Here is a 16,863-nt window from a genome sequence, read left to right as displayed (position 1 = left end):
GGCCCCCGGAGTGATCATTTTCCGGGGGCCTTCCTCGTACGCGAGGCCGAGGTCATATGCTTGCCGCCATGACGATTGAGCCGGAGCAGCAGATCGGTGTGGGCACGCAGGACGCGTTCCAGCGTCTGTGGACGCCCCACCGGATGGCCTACATCCAGGGGGAGAACAAGCCGACCGGTCCGGAGGCCGGCGACGGCTGTCCCTTCTGCGGGATTCCGGAGATGTCCGACCAGGACGGCCTGGTCGTGGGCCGCGGCAAGCACGTCTACGCGGTGCTGAACCTCTACCCGTACAACGGCGGCCACCTGATGGTCGTCCCGTACCGGCACGTCGCCGACTACACCGAGCTCGACGCCCTCGAGACGGCCGAGCTCGCGGACCTCACCAAGCGGGCGATGGTCGCGCTGCGCAAGGCCTCGGGTGCGCACGGTTTCAACATCGGCATGAACCAGGGCGTCGCGGCCGGAGCCGGCATCGCCGCGCACCTGCACCAGCACATCGTGCCCCGCTGGGGCGGGGACACGAACTTCATGCCGGTCGTCGGCCACACCAAGGTGCTGCCGCAACTGCTCGCGGACACCCGTCAGATGCTCGCGGACGCCTGGCCGGTCGGCTGATCAGTCGGCCGATCGGCCCGCACGGCTCTCGCGCCACGTCTCCAGCACGGCCTCGACGTCGAATTCGGTCAGGCCCAGGGGCGGTCCCGGCGGGGGCCTGAGCAGGGCGGCGCGGATCTTCTCGTTGACCGCCGCGAGGACGTCCCGCACCTGGCGCTCGGAGCGGGCCGCGAGCGCGGCCTCCCGGGCGTCCTCCGCCTCCTTGCGCAGCGCGAGCGCCGGAGGCAGGACGGCGAACCCCTCGCGGTGCAACTTGCCCTTGATCCACCACAGCTCGTCGTACGGCGCGTCGAGGGAGGCCAGCGGCTTGCCGTAGCCGGGCAGGTTCTCGAAGTCGCCCCGCTCGGCGGCCTGTCGGATCTGCCGGTCCACGAAGGACTCGAAGCTGACGCCAGGCGGTTTGCGCTCCGTCACGGCCGCTCCTCCGGATCATAGGGATGCCCCTGCCCCTGCCCGCGCCTCCAGCCTACCTACGCGTCGTAGACGTCGGCCTTGCGCGGCGACGGCTCCTGGATGAGCCCGCTCATGATCGAGGAGCGGTTGGTGAAGCGGTCGGTGTCGACGCCGTTCTCCTCCAGCACCTTGAACGTCGCGGCGTGGATCGAGCGCAGGACCGGAGCCACCGTGCGCAGCGCGTCGTCCGCCATGAACCGGTGGCGCCACATCGAGCTCGCCCAGACGTGGCGCAGGCCGAACGGCTCGGGCAGGACCAGCTTGCCGCCGAAGAAGTCGAGGATCGGCGGGTACCAGGTCAGCGGGGCCCGCACGGCCAGGCGTACCACCTCCTGGGCGTTCACCAGCGGCAGCGGGCGCTCCACGGTCTCCCAGAAGCGGATGCTCTTGGGGACCTCCACCACCGGGGCCGCGGACTTCGTCGTGAACAGGCCGTGCACGGGGCCCAGGGCGTGGGCGGTGACGTCCACGCGCAGGGTCTTGTAGAGCACGGTGACCGTGACCAGCATGTTGATGACGAGCTGGCCGTCCCAGAGCGGGTACTGGATGCCCAGGTAGTGCCGGTTCCCGGCGCTGAACTGCTGCTCGTTGCAGATCCGGGTGATCTCGTGCGGCTTGATGAGGAAGGCGTCGACGTTCTCACCGGTGGGGCGGGCCACTTCGCCGGCGCCCTCGCCGATCGGGGTGACGATCCAGTGCTGGATCGCGGCGGGCGGGAACCCGCCGGTGTGCAGGGGGCCCCGCTCCAGCTTGCGGAGGTGGGCGTCGATCGCGCGTATGACGTCCCAGCTGCGGAAGGGGTGGATCTCCATCCCCTCGTTCTTGGGGGCGAGCTCCTCGGCCATCTGCCAGCTGCCCCAGCGGGTGCCCATGCCGAGGATGCCCTTGGGCCCCGCGTAGAAGACCTGGTTGCTGCGGTCCTCCGCGGTGAGCTTGGCGAGCTGGTGGCGCAGGTCCTCGCGCGCCTTCTCGTCGGGGTTGCCGGGCACGGCCTCCGGGATCTTGGCGCCGACCCCGCCGCCGGACAGCAGCCCGTCCCAGCGGGCGCGCAGGTCCTTGGCGGTGGCCTCGCAGGTCCGGCGGGCCAGCAGCCAGCCCAGGGCCGGGGCGATGATCAAGCCGCGCACGTAGAGGCCGAGGAAGCCGGTGAGCGGCAGCCGGAACATCAGGACGGCCACCACGAGCGCGACGCCGACCAGGACCGCGGTGCTGATCCAGGAGCCGCGCTTGCCCTCCTTGGAGGCCAGGCTCTTGCGGAGCTGGAACAGGCCCAGCCACAGCAGCAGACCGGGCAGGAACAGCACGCCGCAGACCAGCATGATCAGCCGGAGCCTGCGGTCGCGTTCCTTGCGGATGTGGGAGGCGGCCAGGCAGTGCTCCACCACGGTCTGCGGATCGGCGCCGAAGGACTGGATCAGCGGCTTGCGGCCCGGGCCCAGGGTGCGGGCCTCGACGGCGCGGCAGAAGGCCTCGCCGAGGCTGGGCTCGAAGAGGGAGAGCTTCGGGGGCTTGACCGTCGCGGGGTGGTTCTCGCTGTTGGCGGTGAGTATCTTCTCCAGTCTGCTGTCCTGGCCGCCGTCGCGGTACGCGGCCGAGGCGAGGGCGTTGGTCGCCGCCGTCTGCCCACCGCCACCCAGGAGAGGAATCTGCGCTCCGGGCCTGAAGTCGAATCCGTCGTCCGCCACCGCTGCCCCCATCGCTGTGCGTTCGTGCTCTTTTGGTGCGCCGATGAGCCTATCGGCGGATCTCGCCCCATGGTCATGGGACAGGGAAATGCCGCCCACCGCAAGCTGGTTGGGTGGGCGGCCTTCCCCGACGCTATGTCAACTAGCTTCCCTTCTCAGGCTGTTCGCGGACCTTTTCCGCGATCTGAGGTGGCATGGGCTCGTGGCGGGCATAGGCCCGGGCGAAGCGTCCCGTGCCGTGCGAGACGGAGCGCAGCTCCACGGCGTAGCGGCCGATCTCGATCTCGGGGATCTCGGCGCGGACCCGGGTGCGCCCGGGGCCGGCCTGGTCGGTGCCGACGACGCGGCCGCGGCGGCCCGCGAGATCGCTCATGACCGGGCCCACGTACTCGTCGGGGACGAGGACGGCGAGCTCGGCGACCGGTTCGAGGAGGTCGATGCGGGCCTCGGCGGCGGCCTCGCGCAGTGCGAGGGCGCCGGCCGTCTGGAAGGCGGCGTCGGAGGAGTCCACCGAGTGGGCCTTGCCGTCGAGGAGGGTGATGCGCACGTCGACCAGCGGGTAGCCGGCCGCGACCCCGCGGGCGGCCTGGCCGCGTACGCCCTTCTCCACGGACGGGATGAACTGGCGGGGCACGGCGCCGCCGACGACCTTGTCGACGAACTCGATGCCGCTGCCCGGCGGGAGCGGCTCCACCTCGATCTCGCAGATGGCGAACTGGCCGTGGCCGCCGGACTGCTTGACGTGCCGGCCGCGGCCGGCGGCCTTGGCGGCGAAGGTCTCGCGCAGGCTCACCTTGTGCGGGACGGGGTCGACCTGGACGCCGTAGCGGGTGCGCAGCCGTTCCAGGGCGACGTCCTGGTGGGCCTCGCCCAGGCACCACAGGACGACCTGGTGGGTGTGCGGGTTCTGCTCCAGCCGCATGGTCGGGTCCTCGGCGACGAGCCGGGCCAGGCCCTGGGAGAGCTTGTCCTCGTCGGCCTTGCTGTGGGCCTCGATGGCGAGGGGGAGCAGCGGGTCGGGCATGGTCCAGGGCTCCATGAGGAGCGGGTCGTCCTTGGCGGAGAGGGTGTCGCCGGTCTCCGCGCGGGTGAGTTTGGCCACGCAGGCCAGGTCGCCGGCGATGCACTGGGTCAGGGCGCGCTGATGTTTGCCGAAGGGGCCGGTGAGGGTGCCGATCCGCTCGTCGACGTCGTGGTCCTCGTGGCCCCGGTCGGCGAGCCCGTGCCCGCTGACGTGGACGGTCTCCTCGGCCTTCAGGGTGCCGGAGAAGACGCGGACGAGGGAGACGCGGCCGACGTAGGGGTCGGAGGAGGTCTTGACGACCTCGGCGACCAGGGGGCCGGCGGGATCGCAGGTGATGTCGGGGCGGGCGGAGCCGTCGGGGCGGGTGACCGTGACGGCGCCGCGTTCCAGGGGGGTGGGGAAGCCGCCGGTGACCAGTTCGAGGAGTTCCACCGTGCCGAGCCCCTGGCGGGCGCCGTCGGTGGCGGGCGCGGCCATCAGGACGGGGTGGAAGGTGCCGCGGGCGACGGCCCGCTCCAGGTCGTCGACGAGTGTCTTGACGTCGATGTCCTCGCCGCCGAGGTAGCGGTCCATGAGGCTCTCGTCCTCGCTCTCGGCGATGATCCCCTCGATGAGGCGGGAGCGGGCGTCGGCGATGAGCGCGAGCTCGGCGGGGTCCGGGTCGCGCTCCACGCGCTCGCCGGAGGAGTACTCGTAGACGCGCTGGGAGAGCAGGCCGAGCAGACCGGCGACGGGGGCGTGGCCGTCGGGTCCGGCCGGGCCGTGCAGGGGGAGGTAGAGGGGGATGACCGCGTCGGGGTCCTCGGCGCCGAAGATCTCGCCGCAGACGGTGGTCATCTGCGCGTAGTCGGAGCGGGCGGCCTCCAGGTGGGTCACGACGATGGCGCGGGGCATCCCGACGGCCTCGCACTCGTCCCAGACCATGCGGGTGGCCCCGTCGACGCCGTCCGAGGCCGAGACGACGAAAAGGGCCGCGTCCGCGGCACGCAGACCGGCCCTGAGTTCCCCGACGAAGTCGGCGTATCCCGGGGTGTCCAGGATATTGATCTTGATCCCGCCCCATTCGACGGGGACGAGGGACAGCTGGACGGAGCGCTGCCGACGGTGCTCGATCTCGTCGTAGTCGGAGACGGTGGCGCCGTCCTCGACGCGGCCGGCCCGGTTGACCGCTCCGGCGGTCAGGGCGAGGGCTTCGACGAGCGTGGTCTTGCCGGATCCGCTGTGGCCGACCAGCACGACGTTCCGGATGGAGGAAGGGCGGTCGGCCGTCAGTGCCCTGCCGGCGGCTCCGGCTTGGTGTGATGTGGCTCCCATGGTGCTCGTGCCTCCCGGTGGTGACGGTGAGGAGGGTGGGTTCCATGATCGATTCCTTGCGCGGCTCCTCGGATGAGGAACACGGGGTTCTTCGAGCTTTGCACTGGTGTCACACCGCGTCCATACGTCGTACCGGGCACGTACCCGGGGCGCACCGGAGGCGGTCCGTGACGTGAAGTACGTCTTACGCGGCACGAACCGGTGGGTGCGCGGCGTTCGGGCGGCGGCGTGCTGGCTACGATGGGCCAGCCGGTGGCCGTGGTGGCCGTGCGGCCCAGCGACCCTCCGGGAAGGCCATGCTGAACAAGTACGCGCGTGCATTCTTCACGCGTGTTCTCACGCCATTCGCCGCTTTTCTGCTCCGGCGGGGGGTGAGCCCGGACGCGGTCACCCTGATCGGCACGGCCGGAGTGGTGGCGGGAGCGCTGTTCTTCTTCCCCCGGGGCGAGTTCTTCTGGGGCACGATCACCATCACCCTCTTCGTCTTCTCCGACCTGGTGGACGGGAACATGGCCCGCCAGGCCGGCATCTCCAGCCGCTGGGGAGCCTTCCTCGACTCCACCCTCGACCGGGTGGCGGACGCGGCGATCTTCGGCGGTCTCGCGCTCTGGTACGCGGGATCCGGGAACGACAACGTCCTCTGCGCGGTGGCGATCTTCTGCCTGGCCAGCGGGCAGGTCGTCTCGTACACGAAGGCGCGCGGCGAGTCGATCGGGCTCCCGGTGGCCGTCAACGGGCTCATCGAGCGGGCCGAGCGCCTGGTGATCTCGCTGGTCGCGGCCGGCCTGTCGGGGCTGCAGACCTTCGGCGTGCCGTCCTGGATCGGGGTGCTGCTGCCGATCGCGCTGTGGATCGTGGCCGTGGGCTCGCTCGTCACGCTGATCCAGCGGGTGGTCACCGTACGCCGCGAGTCGGCCGAGGCCGAGGCTGCCGCTGCCGACGGCGGCGCAGCCTGATGGGCAGCGCACAGGACAAGCTGGTCAGCGGGCTGTACGGGCTCGGCTGGGCCGGGGTCAAGAAGCTGCCCGAGCAGGCCGCGGTGGCCCTGGGCCGGCGGATCGCGGACTTCGCGTGGAAGCGGCGAGGCAAGAGCGTGCTGCGGCTGGAGTCGAATCTGGCCCGCGTGGTGCCCGACGCCGGTCCGGAGCGGCTGCGCGAGCTGTCCAAGGCGGGCATGCGCTCGTACATGCGGTACTGGATGGAGTCCTTCCGGCTGCCGACCATGGACCCGGAGCGGTTCAGCACGGACGTCGAGTTCAAGGACGAGCACCTCCTGCGCGACGCCATCGCGTCCGGGCGCGGGGTCGTCGTCGCACTGCCGCACCTCGCCAACTGGGACCTCGCCGGGGCCTGGGCCATCGGCCACATCGGCGTCCCGTTCACCACGGTCGCCGAGCGGCTCAAGCCCGAGACCCTCTACGACCGCTTCGTGGCCTACCGGGAGAGCCTGGGCATGGAGGTCCTGCCGCACAGCGGCGGCGCCGCCTTCGGCACCCTCGCCCGCCGGCTCCGCTCCGGCGGCCTGGTCTGCCTGGTCGCCGACCGGGACCTGTCGGCCTCCGGGGTCGAGGTGGAGTTCTTCGGCTCCACGGCGCGCATGCCGGCCGGGCCGGCGCTGCTGGCCCAGCAGACCGGTGCGGTCCTGCTCCCGGCCACCCTGCACTACGGGGACACGCCGAAGATGTACGGCCGCATCCACCCCGAGGTGGAGGTGCCGAAGAACGGCACGCGGATCGAGAAGACCGCCGTCATGACGCAGGCGGTGGCGGACGCCTTCGCCTGGGGGATCGCCGAGCACCCGGAGGACTGGCACATGCTGCAGCGACTGTGGCTGGACGACCTGGAGGAGCGCGCGTAGTGAAGATCGGCATCGTGTGCCCCTACTCGTGGGACGTGCCGGGTGGCGTCCAGTTCCACATCCGGGATCTGGCCGAGCACCTGATCCGTCTCGGCCACGAGGTGTCGGTCCTGGCCCCGGCGGACGACGAGACCCCACTGCCGCCCTACGTGGTCTCGGCGGGACGGGCGGTGCCGGTGCCCTACAACGGCTCGGTGGCCCGCCTCAACTTCGGGTTCCTCTCCGCCGCGCGCGTACGGCGCTGGCTGCACGACGGCACCTTCGACGTGATCCACATCCACGAGCCGGCGTCGCCCTCGCTGGGGCTGCTGTCCTGCTGGGCCGCGCAGGGCCCGATCGTGGCCACCTTCCACACCTCGAACCCGCGCTCGCGCGCCATGATCGCGGCGTACCCGATCCTCCAGCCGGCGCTGGAGAAGATCAGCGCGCGGATCGCGGTGAGCGAGTACGCGCGGCGCACGCTGGTGGAGCACCTCGGCGGCGACGCGGTCGTCATCCCCAACGGGGTCGACGTGGACTTCTTCGCCAAGGCCGACCCGAACCCCGACTGGTCCGGGCAGACCCTGGGCTTCATCGGCCGCATCGACGAGCCGCGCAAGGGCCTTCCGGTGCTGATGGAGGCCTTCCCGAAGATCGTGGAGGCCTGCCCGGACGTCCGGCTGCTCGTCGCCGGCCGCGGCGACGAGGAGGAGGCGGTGGCCTCGCTGCCCGCGGAACTCCGCCGACGGGTCGAGTTCCTCGGCATGGTCTCGGACGAGGACAAGGCACGGCTGCTGCGCAGCGTGGACGTGTACGTCGCCCCGAACACCGGCGGCGAGAGCTTCGGCATCATCCTGGTCGAGGCCCTGTCGGCGGGCGCCGCGGTCCTGGCATCGGACCTGGACGCCTTCGCGCAGGTCCTGGACCAGGGCGGGGCCGGAGACCTCTTCGCCAACGAGAACGCCGACGCCCTGGCGACGGCGGCGATCACCCTCCTGCGCGATCCGGCCCGCCGGGCCAGGCTCAGCGCCAGCGGCTCGGCGCACGTCCGCCGCTTCGACTGGTCCACGGTCGGAGCGGACATCCTGGCGGTCTACGAGACGGTCACGGACGGCGCGGCGGCGGTGGCCGAGGACGACCGCAGCACCAGCCTGCGCACCCGCCTGGGCTTCTCCCGCGACACCTCGTCCTGACCTCCCGGCCAGGACCCGCCGGGGCGCTACCCGACGGAGACGACCCGGTCGGGCCGGCCGCCGGGGGTGACGGTCACTTCGTGGACCGCGCCCTCCTCCGTGGTCATGCGGATCCGGTCGGGGGAGGTCCACACGGTCTCGCGGAGCGCGTTGGCGTCGGAGTCGCCGTTGAAGGAGCCGACACGCCAGCGGCGTTCCAGGAGTCGGCTCCCCTGCTGGACGTAGACGTGCCAGACGGGGTCGAGGAGGCTGCTGTCCCTCTCGACGACCAACCGGCGGTCGCCGCGTCCGGGAGCCGGCTCGGTCGTCTCCTCCGTGCTCGAGGCGCCGAAGGTCGCGGAGACGAAGCCGGCGAGAAGCATCATCGGGACGCCGACGACGAGCAGGGCGGTGACCAGGGGCAGGCGCAGCGGGGACCTCGCAAGCCCCAGCAGGACCGCCCCCGTGAGCGTGGCCACGGCCAGCCACCCCAGCGGGACGAGGTACTCGTGGAGGTCGGTCAGCAGGACCAGACCGCCCTCTTCGCCCGATTCGATCCCGGCCACGACCGCGGCGGCGCAAGCGATCCCCACGGTCAGCAGCAGGAGGGCCGACGGTCTGCGGTAACGCGTGTGATTCATGATCCCCCGAACGATGTGGATCACGCAGCCTAAGGGAACGGGCCGGGCAGGGGCGAGGCCGATGGGGGTCGGCGCCTCGCGGAGCGGTAGGGTCGCGCAGCGTGATCGAAACCCTTGTCTGGATCGCCCTGGCTCTCGGAGTCGTCGGGGTCTACCTCAGCTGGACCGCCGGCCGGCTCGACCGGCTGCACTCGCGGATGGACGCCGCGCGGGCCGCGCTCGACGCGCAGCTCGTACGGCGGGCCTCGGTGGTGCTGGAGGTGGCCACCTCCGGGGTGCTGGATCCGGCCTCCTCGCTGGTGCTGTACGAGGCCGCGCACGCCGCCCGGCAGGCCGAGGAGGAGCACCGCGAGGTCGCCGAGAGCGAGCTCAGCCAGGCGCTGCGGGCGGTCTTCGTCGACGCCGACCACGTCGAGGTGCTCAAGGCGGCCCCAGGCGGGGTGCAGGCCACGGAGGAGCTGGCGGCGGCGGTCCGCCGGGTGCCCATGGCCCGCCGGTTCCACAACGACGCCGTACGGGCCGCCCGCGCGCTGCGTCGCCATCGCAAGGTCCGCTGGTTCAGACTGGCCGGGCACGCGCCGTTCCCGCTGGCCTTCGAAATGGACGATGAGCCACCGGTGGATCTTGCCGATCGGCCCACCTAGGGCCGTGAGGGACAAATGAAGGAGCCACAGGCTCCACATTGGCCCTTGTAGTGGACTGACCCCGTGGGGTTTCCTCGGGCAGGTAGTACCCGTCTTCCTTTCGAGTTCCCTTCGAGTGAGGTCAATCCGTGAGCACGCTTCCCACCTCCCCCCAGTCCGCCGAGTCGGCGATCGGCACCTCGCGCGTCAAGCGCGGCATGGCCGAGCAGCTCAAGGGCGGCGTGATCATGGACGTGGTCAACGCCGAGCAGGCGAAGATCGCCGAGGACGCGGGCGCCGTCGCCGTCATGGCCCTGGAGCGGGTCCCGGCCGACATCCGCAAGGACGGCGGGGTCGCCCGCATGTCCGACCCCAACATGATCGAAGAGATCATCGAGGCCGTCTCCATCCCGGTCATGGCCAAGTCCCGCATCGGCCACTTCGTCGAGGCCCAGGTCCTGCAGTCCCTCGGCGTCGACTACATCGACGAGTCCGAGGTCCTGACCCCGGCCGACGAGGTCAACCACTCCGACAAGTGGGCGTTCACCACCCCCTTCGTCTGCGGCGCCACCAACCTGGGCGAGGCCCTGCGCCGCATCGCCGAGGGCGCGGCCATGATCCGCTCGAAGGGCGAGGCCGGCACCGGCAACGTCGTCGAGGCCGTCCGCCACCTGCGCCAGATCAAGAACGAGATCGCCCGCCTGCGCGGCTACGACAACAACGAGCTGTTCGCCGCCGCCAAGGAGCTGCGCGCGCCGTACGAGCTCGTCAAGGAGGTCGCCGAGCTCGGCAAGCTCCCGGTCGTGCTGTTCTCGGCCGGTGGCGTCGCCACCCCCGCCGACGCCGCGCTGATGCGCCAGCTCGGTGCCGAGGGCGTCTTCGTCGGCTCCGGCATCTTCAAGTCGGGCGACCCGGCCAAGCGCGCCGCCGCCATCGTGAAGGCCACCACCTTCTACGACGACCCGAAGATCATCGCGGACGCCTCCCGCAACCTGGGCGAGGCCATGGTCGGCATCAACTGCGACACCCTCCCCGAGGCCGAGCGCTACGCCAACCGCGGCTGGTAGTACCGACATGACGAACACCCCCGTCATAGGTGTCCTGGCTCTTCAGGGCGACGTACGGGAGCACCTGATCGCCCTGGCCGCGGCGGACGCCGTGGCCAGGCCGGTCCGGCGTCCCGAGGAGCTCGCCGAGGTCGACGCCCTGGTGATCCCCGGCGGCGAGTCCACGACCATGTCGAAGCTCGCCGTGCTGTTCGGCATGCTGGAGCCGCTGCGCGAGCGCGTGGCCGCCGGCATGCCCGTGTACGGCACCTGCGCCGGCATGATCATGCTGGCCGACAAGCTCCTGGACGGCCGCGAGGACCAGGAGACCCTGGGCGGCATCGACATGATCGTCCGCCGCAACGCCTTCGGCCGCCAGAACGAGTCCTTCGAGGCCAAGATCGACTTCGCGGGCATCGAGAGCGGCCCGGTCGAGGGCGTCTTCATCCGCGCCCCGTGGGTCGAGTCCGTCGGCGCCGCCGCCGAGGTGCTCGCCACGTACGACGGCCACACCGTCGCCGTGCGCCAGGGCAACGTCCTCGCGACCTCGTTCCACCCCGAGCTGACCGGAGACGACCGGGTTCACGCCTACTTCGTCGACATGGTGCGCGCGGGGCTGTAATCAGGTCCCGGTAGGATCGGAGACGAACACTGTTGGTGACGCGAAGGAGACAGGCAGATGTCCGGCCACTCTAAATGGGCTACGACGAAGCACAAGAAGGCCGTGGTTGACGCCAAGCGCGGCAAGCTCTTCGCGAAGCTGATCAAGAACATCGAGGTCGCGGCCCGCATGGGCGGCGCGGACATCGACGGCAACCCGACGCTCTTCGACGCCATCCAGAAGGCCAAGAAGAGCTCGGTCCCGAACAAGAACATCGACTCCGCGGTCAAGCGCGGCGGTGGTCTTGAGGCCGGTGGCGCCGACTACGAGACGATCATGTACGAGGGCTACGGTCCGAACGGTGTCGCGGTGCTCATCGAGTGCCTCACCGACAACCGCAACCGCGCCGCCTCCGACGTCCGCGTCGCCATGACCCGCAACGGCGGCTCGATGGCCGACCCGGGCTCGGTCTCGTACCTGTTCAACCGCAAGGGTGTCGTCCTCCTGCCCAAGGGCGAGCTCTCCGAGGACGACGTCCTGGAGACGGTGCTCGAGGCCGGTGCCGAAGAGGTCAACGACCTCGGCGAGAGCTTCGAGATCATCAGCGAGGCCACCGACATGGTCGCCGTCCGTACCGCTCTCCAGGAGGCGGGCATCGACTACGACTCGGCCGACTCCAACTTCCTTCCGACCATGCAGGTCGAGCTGGACGAAGAGGGCGCGCGCAAGATCTTCAAGCTGATCGACGCGCTGGAGGACAGCGACGACGTGCAGAACGTCTTCGCCAACTTCGACGTCTCGGACGAGGTCATGGAGAAGGTCGACGCCTGACCGGCAGACTGTGCAGCAGCGGGCCGACGGGGACACACCCCCCGTCGGCCCGCTGCTTTGATGCTGAACGGAAAATCGAACCTCAGCCGGGCAGGCGGCAGCGTCCGTTCCGCGGAGCGGGACGGACGTCGGGAACGAGGAGTGCGGTCAGGCCGCAGTAGTGGGGGCGGCGAGGGTGACCTGGTGGCCGAGGGCCTGGAGCTGGCGGACGAGGTCGCGGGTCTTGCGGGCGGGGTTGAGATGTCGCTGGTGCCAGTCGGCGCCGAGTTCCTGGTAGCGGGCGTCGGGGTCGTTGATCAGGTGCCAGGTGATGACGAGTATCGAGCGGGCGACGGCGACGAGGGCTTTGGCGTGGCCGCGGCGTTTGACGATCCTGCGGTAGCGGGCGCCGAGGAAGGTGTCGGTGCGGGCGGCGGCGTTGGCGGCCTCGCCGAGGGCGCCCTTGAGCCAGGGGTTGCCTTTGCCGGCTGGGCCGGTGGTGTTCTTCGCTCCGGACTGGATCGTGCGGGGGCACAGCTTCGCCCAGGAGACCAGGTGCTCGGGGGTGGGGAAGCGGCTCATGTCCAAGCCGATCTCGGCGAGGATGATCTGGGCGGTGGCCGGTCCGATGCCGGGGACCGCGTCCAGACGCTCGGCCAGTTCCCGCGCGGTCACAGCGTCACGGGCTGACGACGTGCTGGTGTCGTCTGTGCGGGGCGGTCCGGTTCCGGTGCCGTCGTGCGGGGCCCTGGTCTGTTCCATGAGGTCGGCGATCAGCCGGTCGAGTTCCCGGACCTGCGCGGTGAGGTGGTCGATGGTGCCCAGCAACACTCCCAGCAGGCGGCCGTGATGTTCTTCGAACTGCCCGGTGAGTGCCTCGGCCAGGGCCGGCTTCTTCTTCACCAGGCTCCCCTTGGCGAGATCCGCCAGAGCTCGGGGGTTGCGTTCACCGGCGGCCAGGGCGTCGAGCATGGCCCGGCCGGAGAGGCCGAAGAGGTCCGAGACAACGTCGGACAGCTTGATCTGCGCGTCCTGCAGGGCCTTGTCCACCCGGTGCTTGTGCCGGGTGCGTTCCTGGATGAAGACCGTGCGGGTGCGGGTGAGGTCCCGTAGCTGCCGGACCGGCTTGGGCGGTACGAACGAAGCGCGGACCATGCCGCGTTCGGCGAGCTTGGCCAGCCAGACCGCGTCCAGCTTGTCGGTCTTCGGCCGGCCCGGGACGTTCTTCACATCGCGGGCGTTGACCAGCCAACATTCCAGGCCACGGGCCTCCAAGAGGTAGAAGAAGGGCCGCCAGTACGAGCCCGTCGCCTCCATCACCACCCGCTGGACACCCTGGCAGACCAGCCGGTCGCCGAGCTCGAGGATCGCGTTCGTGGTGGACGCGACCGTCCAGACCTGCTGGACGCGCCGGCCTTCAATGGTGTCGTGCGGGACGCGCAGACACACCATCCCGGACGCCTTGGCGATGTCGATCGCCGCGACCCGGGCAACACTTCCGTCGTCGTGGTCCTCCCTGGACTCCTCCATCGTCTTCCTCCCCTTGCGCAAGGTGCGGGCGGGGGCTGCCCGGGAAGCCTGAGGGGAGACAGAGAAGCTGAACGGCGTGCTCGAGACGACAGTGTGCGGCCCCTCGGACGGCTCCCTCACCAGACTCCTATGCGGGCTCACAGCCCAAACATCAAGCGGCGTCGGCGGACAGCCCCCGTACCGATTTTCACGCTCGCGAGGCGTCAACCGCAGGTGAACGGCTGACTCCTATGAGGTCATGCTCCGCCCGGCCGGAGCCCTGGGGAACCGGGCCCCGGCGGTCGGACAGATCAAGGCAAGGACAGTCCAGCAGGACGTCAGTCAGTGATTGGGTCACGACCACCGGGGACCCGTGTACCACTATGACTGTCAGTGGTGCCCGATAACCTGCACCGACACGGACGGACGAGTGGACGAGGGGGGGCGAAGGTGCGCGTACTCGGTGTGGACCCGGGGCTGACGCGATGCGGTGTCGGCGTCGTCGAGGGTGTCGCCGGCCGCCCCCTGACCATGCTCGGGGTGGGGGTCGTACGCACCCCCGCGGACGCGGAGTTGGGCCACCGCCTCGTCGCCATCGAGCAGGGGATCGAGGAATGGCTCGATACGCACCAGCCCGAAGTCGTCGCCGTGGAACGGGTGTTCAGCCAGCACAACGTCAGCACCGTGATGGGCACCGCCCAGGCGAGCGCCGTCGCGATGCTGTGCGCCGCCCGCCGCGGGATACCGGTCGCCCTGCACACCCCCAGCGAGGTCAAGGCCGCCGTCACCGGCACCGGCCGCGCCGACAAGGCCCAGGTCGGGGCGATGGTCACCCGGCTCCTGCGGCTGGCCGCACCGCCCAAACCGGCGGACGCCGCCGACGCACTCGCCCTCGCCATCTGCCACATCTGGCGGGCCCCCGCCCAGAACCGCCTCCAGCAGGCGGTCGCCCTGCACGCCTCTGGCTCGAAAGGCCGTACCCGATGATCGCCTTCGTCAGCGGCCCCGTCGCCGCACTCGCCCCCACCCTCGCCGTGATCGAGGTCGGGGGAGTGGGGATGGCCGTGCAGTGCACGCCGAACACCATCGCCGGCCTGCGGACGGGGGAACAGGCCCGGCTGGCCACCTCCCTGGTCGTACGGGAGGACTCGCTCACCCTGTACGGATTCGCCGACGACGACGAACGCCAGGTCTTCGAGCTCCTGCAGACCGCGAGCGGGGTCGGGCCGAGGCTGGCGCAGGCGATGCTCGGCGTGCACAGCCCCGACGCGCTCCGGCTGGCCGTCTCCACGGGGGACGAGAAGGCGCTGACGGCGGTGCCGGGCATCGGCAAGAAGGGCGCGCAGAAGCTGCTGCTGGAGCTCAAGGGCAAGCTGGGCGCACCACTGGGGGCGAGCGGGCTGGTGGGTGCGCAGCGCGCCGTCGCGGCGGGGCCGGCGCCGTGGACGGAGCAGCTGTCCGCCGCGCTGATCGGGCTGGGCTACGCCTCGCGGGACGCGGAGGAGGCCGTCTCGGCGGTGACGCCGCAGGCCGAAGCCGCGATCGCCGCCGGCGGTTCGGCCCCGGTCCCGCAGCTCCTGCGAGCCGCCCTCCAGTCCCTGAACCGCGCCCGCTGACCGCCCGCGCCGCCCGGCTGCCGGGGCTCCGCCCGCGGGGGTTCGGGGGCAGGGCCCCCGCAGCGGCGCCGCACGCGACCGACCACCGTACGAACCGAGAAGGCAGACTGACACCGTGAACTGGGACGACGAGACCAACGCAGACGAGAGTGAGCGACTCGTCGCGGCCTCGGCCGACGGGGAGGACACCGCCGTGGAGGCGGCCCTGCGGCCCAAGGACCTCGGGGAGTTCGTCGGCCAGGAGAAGGTCCGCCAGCAGCTGGACCTGGTCCTGAAGGCGGCCAGGCAGCGCGGAGCCACCGCCGATCACGTCCTGCTCTCCGGCGCGCCCGGCCTCGGCAAGACCACGCTGTCGATGATCATCGCCGCCGAGATGGGCGCGCCCATCCGCATCACCTCCGGCCCGGCCATCCAGCACGCCGGCGACCTCGCCGCCATCCTGTCCTCCCTCCAGGAGGGCGAGGTCCTCTTCCTCGACGAGATCCACCGCATGTCCCGGCCCGCCGAGGAGATGCTCTACATGGCCATGGAGGACTTCCGCGTCGACGTGATCGTCGGCAAGGGGCCGGGGGCCACCGCGATCCCGCTGGAGCTGCCGCCCTTCACCCTGGTCGGCGCCACCACCCGGGCCGGACTGCTGCCCCCTCCGCTGCGGGACCGTTTCGGCTTCACCGGGCACATGGAGTTCTACGCCCCCGAGGAGCTGGAGCGCGTCATCCACCGCTCCGCCCGCCTCCTCGACGTGGAGATCGACACCGACGGCGCCGCCGAGATCGCCGGGCGCTCCCGCGGCACCCCGCGCATCGCCAACCGCCTGCTGCGCCGCGTACGCGACTACGCCCAGGTACGGGCGGACGGCGTGATCAACCGCGAGGTCGCCAGTACCGCCCTCCAGGTCTACGAGGTGGACGCGCGCGGGCTCGACCGGCTGGACCGGGCCGTCCTGGAGGCGCTGCTCAAACTGTTCGGCGGTGGCCCCGTCGGGCTGTCCACCCTCGCCGTGGCGGTCGGCGAGGAGCGGGAGACCGTGGAAGAGGTCGCGGAGCCGTTCCTGGTCCGCGAGGGCCTGCTCGCGCGCACCCCCAGGGGACGGGTGGCGACGCCCGCCGCATGGGCTCACCTGGGGCTTGTGCCGCCGCAGCACGGTGGAAGTGGATCAAGCGGACAACAGGGCTTGTTCGGGGCCTGACGGCGCGGAGGTTCGCCCCCTCAGGAACTGCGGTGCCATGCTGGGCGTTGTTCCATCGGTGCGGACTCGCCTAGACTCCGCCGATGCCGACCCTTCGGGTCGGTATGCCCACCCCCCGTAGAAAAGGCCGCCGTCCGCGTGCGGTCGTGCGAAGGATCTCCGTCCCGTGAATCTCGTGACACTCCTCCCGTTCATCGTGCTCATCGGGGCGATGTTCCTGATGACCCGCTCCGCGAAGAAGAAGCAGCAGGCAGCCGCGCAGATGCGCGACCACATGACGCCCGGCACCGGGGTCCGCACCATCGGCGGCATGTACGCCACGGTGAAGGAGATCGGTGACGACACCGTCACCCTCGAGGTGGCTCCGGGTGTCCACGCGTTCTTCGCGAAGAACGCCATCGGCGCCGTTCTCGAGGACGCGGAGTACAACCGCATCGTCCACGGCATCACCGAAGACGTGACGACCGACACGCCGGTCATCCCGGACGACGCCTCCTCCCTCACCGGGGAGCCGAAGACGGACCTCGCCAAGGACAAGGGCGAGGACGAGGCTCCCAAGCTCGACCTGGGCAAGAAGGACGAGGCCGAGGGCGACGACGAGCCCAAGGACGGCAAGGCCGACGGCGAGGCCGGCGCGAAGTAGCGCGCGGCGGGGGACCGTGGAGGCGCCAGACCGGCGGCCGCCGCGGTCCCCGGCAGTGACACTTCTGCGGGGGGCAGGGGTCC

General features: G+C 71.0%; 17 protein-coding genes. 12 read left to right on the top strand and 5 right to left on the bottom strand.

Translation table 11 applies throughout. From position 1 onward, the window contains the following. The first annotated feature begins 56 nt into the window (after positions 1-56). On the top strand, positions 57-617 hold the full coding sequence (locus tag OG332_RS08840) for an HIT family protein (RefSeq protein WP_327412930.1): 561 nt from the start codon (positions 57-59) through the stop codon (positions 615-617). Here OG332_RS08840 and OG332_RS08835 read toward each other — a convergent pair whose 3' ends face one another. The 3 genes from OG332_RS08835 to OG332_RS08825 all read right to left on the bottom strand — a co-directional run bounded on the left by OG332_RS08835 (position 618) and on the right by OG332_RS08825 (position 5,093). Further along, positions 618-1,031 (bottom strand): J-domain-containing protein, encoded by a 414-nt coding sequence (locus OG332_RS08835; RefSeq protein WP_327412929.1) that lies wholly within the window; start codon positions 1,029-1,031, stop codon positions 618-620. Positions 1,032-1,087: 56 nt separating this feature from the next. Next, positions 1,088-2,755, bottom strand: coding sequence for a hypothetical protein (locus tag OG332_RS08830; protein ID WP_327412928.1), 1,668 nt, complete (start codon positions 2,753-2,755; stop codon positions 1,088-1,090). Positions 2,756-2,897: 142 nt separating this feature from the next. Further along, positions 2,898-5,093, bottom strand: coding sequence for an elongation factor G-like protein EF-G2 (locus tag OG332_RS08825; RefSeq protein WP_327412927.1), 2,196 nt, complete (start codon positions 5,091-5,093; stop codon positions 2,898-2,900). A 296-nt stretch (positions 5,094-5,389) separates the two neighbouring features. Here OG332_RS08825 and pgsA point away from each other — a divergent pair, with 296 nt between their 5' ends. From pgsA to OG332_RS08810, 3 genes are read left to right on the top strand one after another with little or no spacing between them, the layout of a single operon-like run. Continuing rightward, a complete protein-coding gene (gene pgsA, locus OG332_RS08820; RefSeq protein ID WP_327412926.1) occupies positions 5,390-6,049 on the top strand; it encodes a phosphatidylinositol phosphate synthase in 660 nt (219 codons plus the stop codon). Then, a complete protein-coding gene (locus OG332_RS08815; RefSeq protein WP_327412925.1) occupies positions 6,049-6,951 on the top strand; it encodes a phosphatidylinositol mannoside acyltransferase in 903 nt (300 codons plus the stop codon). The genes pgsA and OG332_RS08815 overlap by 1 nt, the downstream gene beginning before the upstream one ends. Continuing rightward, positions 6,951-8,123 (top strand): glycosyltransferase family 4 protein, encoded by a 1,173-nt coding sequence (locus tag OG332_RS08810; RefSeq protein WP_327412924.1) that lies wholly within the window; start codon positions 6,951-6,953, stop codon positions 8,121-8,123. The genes OG332_RS08815 and OG332_RS08810 overlap by 1 nt, the downstream gene beginning before the upstream one ends. A 26-nt stretch (positions 8,124-8,149) precedes the next feature. On the opposite strand, the gene OG332_RS08805 is transcribed toward OG332_RS08810, so the two are convergent. Then, positions 8,150-8,743, bottom strand: coding sequence for a hypothetical protein (locus OG332_RS08805; protein ID WP_327412923.1), 594 nt, complete (start codon positions 8,741-8,743; stop codon positions 8,150-8,152). A 101-nt stretch (positions 8,744-8,844) separates the two neighbouring features. Here OG332_RS08805 and OG332_RS08800 point away from each other — a divergent pair, with 101 nt between their 5' ends. The 4 genes from OG332_RS08800 to OG332_RS08785 all read left to right on the top strand — a co-directional run bounded on the left by OG332_RS08800 (position 8,845) and on the right by OG332_RS08785 (position 11,844). Further along, a complete protein-coding gene (locus OG332_RS08800) occupies positions 8,845-9,387 on the top strand; it encodes a hypothetical protein (RefSeq protein WP_327412922.1) in 543 nt (180 codons plus the stop codon). 128 nt (positions 9,388-9,515) lie between these two features. Next, positions 9,516-10,433 (top strand): pyridoxal 5'-phosphate synthase lyase subunit PdxS, encoded by a 918-nt coding sequence (pdxS, locus tag OG332_RS08795; protein ID WP_030706266.1) that lies wholly within the window; start codon positions 9,516-9,518, stop codon positions 10,431-10,433. 7 nt (positions 10,434-10,440) lie between these two features. Further along, entirely contained in the window at positions 10,441-11,034 is a 594-nt protein-coding gene (pdxT, locus tag OG332_RS08790) for a pyridoxal 5'-phosphate synthase glutaminase subunit PdxT (RefSeq protein ID WP_327412921.1), read from the top strand. Positions 11,035-11,091: 57 nt separating this feature from the next. Next, entirely contained in the window at positions 11,092-11,844 is a 753-nt protein-coding gene (locus OG332_RS08785) for a YebC/PmpR family DNA-binding transcriptional regulator (RefSeq protein ID WP_008740481.1), read from the top strand. Positions 11,845-11,991: 147 nt separating this feature from the next. Here the strand turns inward: OG332_RS08785 and OG332_RS08780 are convergent, their stop codons facing one another. Further along, positions 11,992-13,353 (bottom strand): IS110 family transposase, encoded by a 1,362-nt coding sequence (locus OG332_RS08780; protein ID WP_327411792.1) that lies wholly within the window; start codon positions 13,351-13,353, stop codon positions 11,992-11,994. 429 nt (positions 13,354-13,782) lie between these two features. On the opposite strand from OG332_RS08780, the gene ruvC reads away from it, so the two are divergent. The 4 genes from ruvC (at position 13,783) to yajC (ending at position 16,780) form a co-directional block, all read left to right on the top strand. Further along, entirely contained in the window at positions 13,783-14,319 is a 537-nt protein-coding gene (gene ruvC / locus OG332_RS08775) for a crossover junction endodeoxyribonuclease RuvC (RefSeq protein ID WP_327412920.1), read from the top strand. Next, positions 14,316-14,948, top strand: a complete 633-nt coding sequence (gene ruvA, locus OG332_RS08770) for a Holliday junction branch migration protein RuvA (RefSeq protein ID WP_327412919.1) — start codon at positions 14,316-14,318, stop codon at positions 14,946-14,948. Before ruvC ends, ruvA begins: the two co-directional genes overlap by 4 nt. A gap of 115 nt (positions 14,949-15,063) precedes the next feature. Further along, positions 15,064-16,137 carry a Holliday junction branch migration DNA helicase RuvB gene (gene ruvB, locus OG332_RS08765; RefSeq protein WP_327412918.1) on the top strand — a complete coding sequence of 358 codons (1,074 nt, stop codon included), beginning with the start codon at positions 15,064-15,066 and terminating at the stop codon, positions 16,135-16,137. A 166-nt stretch (positions 16,138-16,303) separates the two neighbouring features. Further along, a complete protein-coding gene (gene yajC / locus OG332_RS08760; RefSeq protein WP_327412917.1) occupies positions 16,304-16,780 on the top strand; it encodes a preprotein translocase subunit YajC in 477 nt (158 codons plus the stop codon). The last annotated feature ends 83 nt before the right edge of the window (positions 16,781-16,863 follow it).

The sequence above is a fragment of the Streptomyces sp. NBC_01233 genome, from assembly GCF_035989305.1.
Classification (GTDB): domain Bacteria; phylum Actinomycetota; class Actinomycetes; order Streptomycetales; family Streptomycetaceae; genus Streptomyces.
Note: the sequence above shows the minus strand (reverse complement) of the source record. Positions and strands in the feature narration are given on the sequence as shown.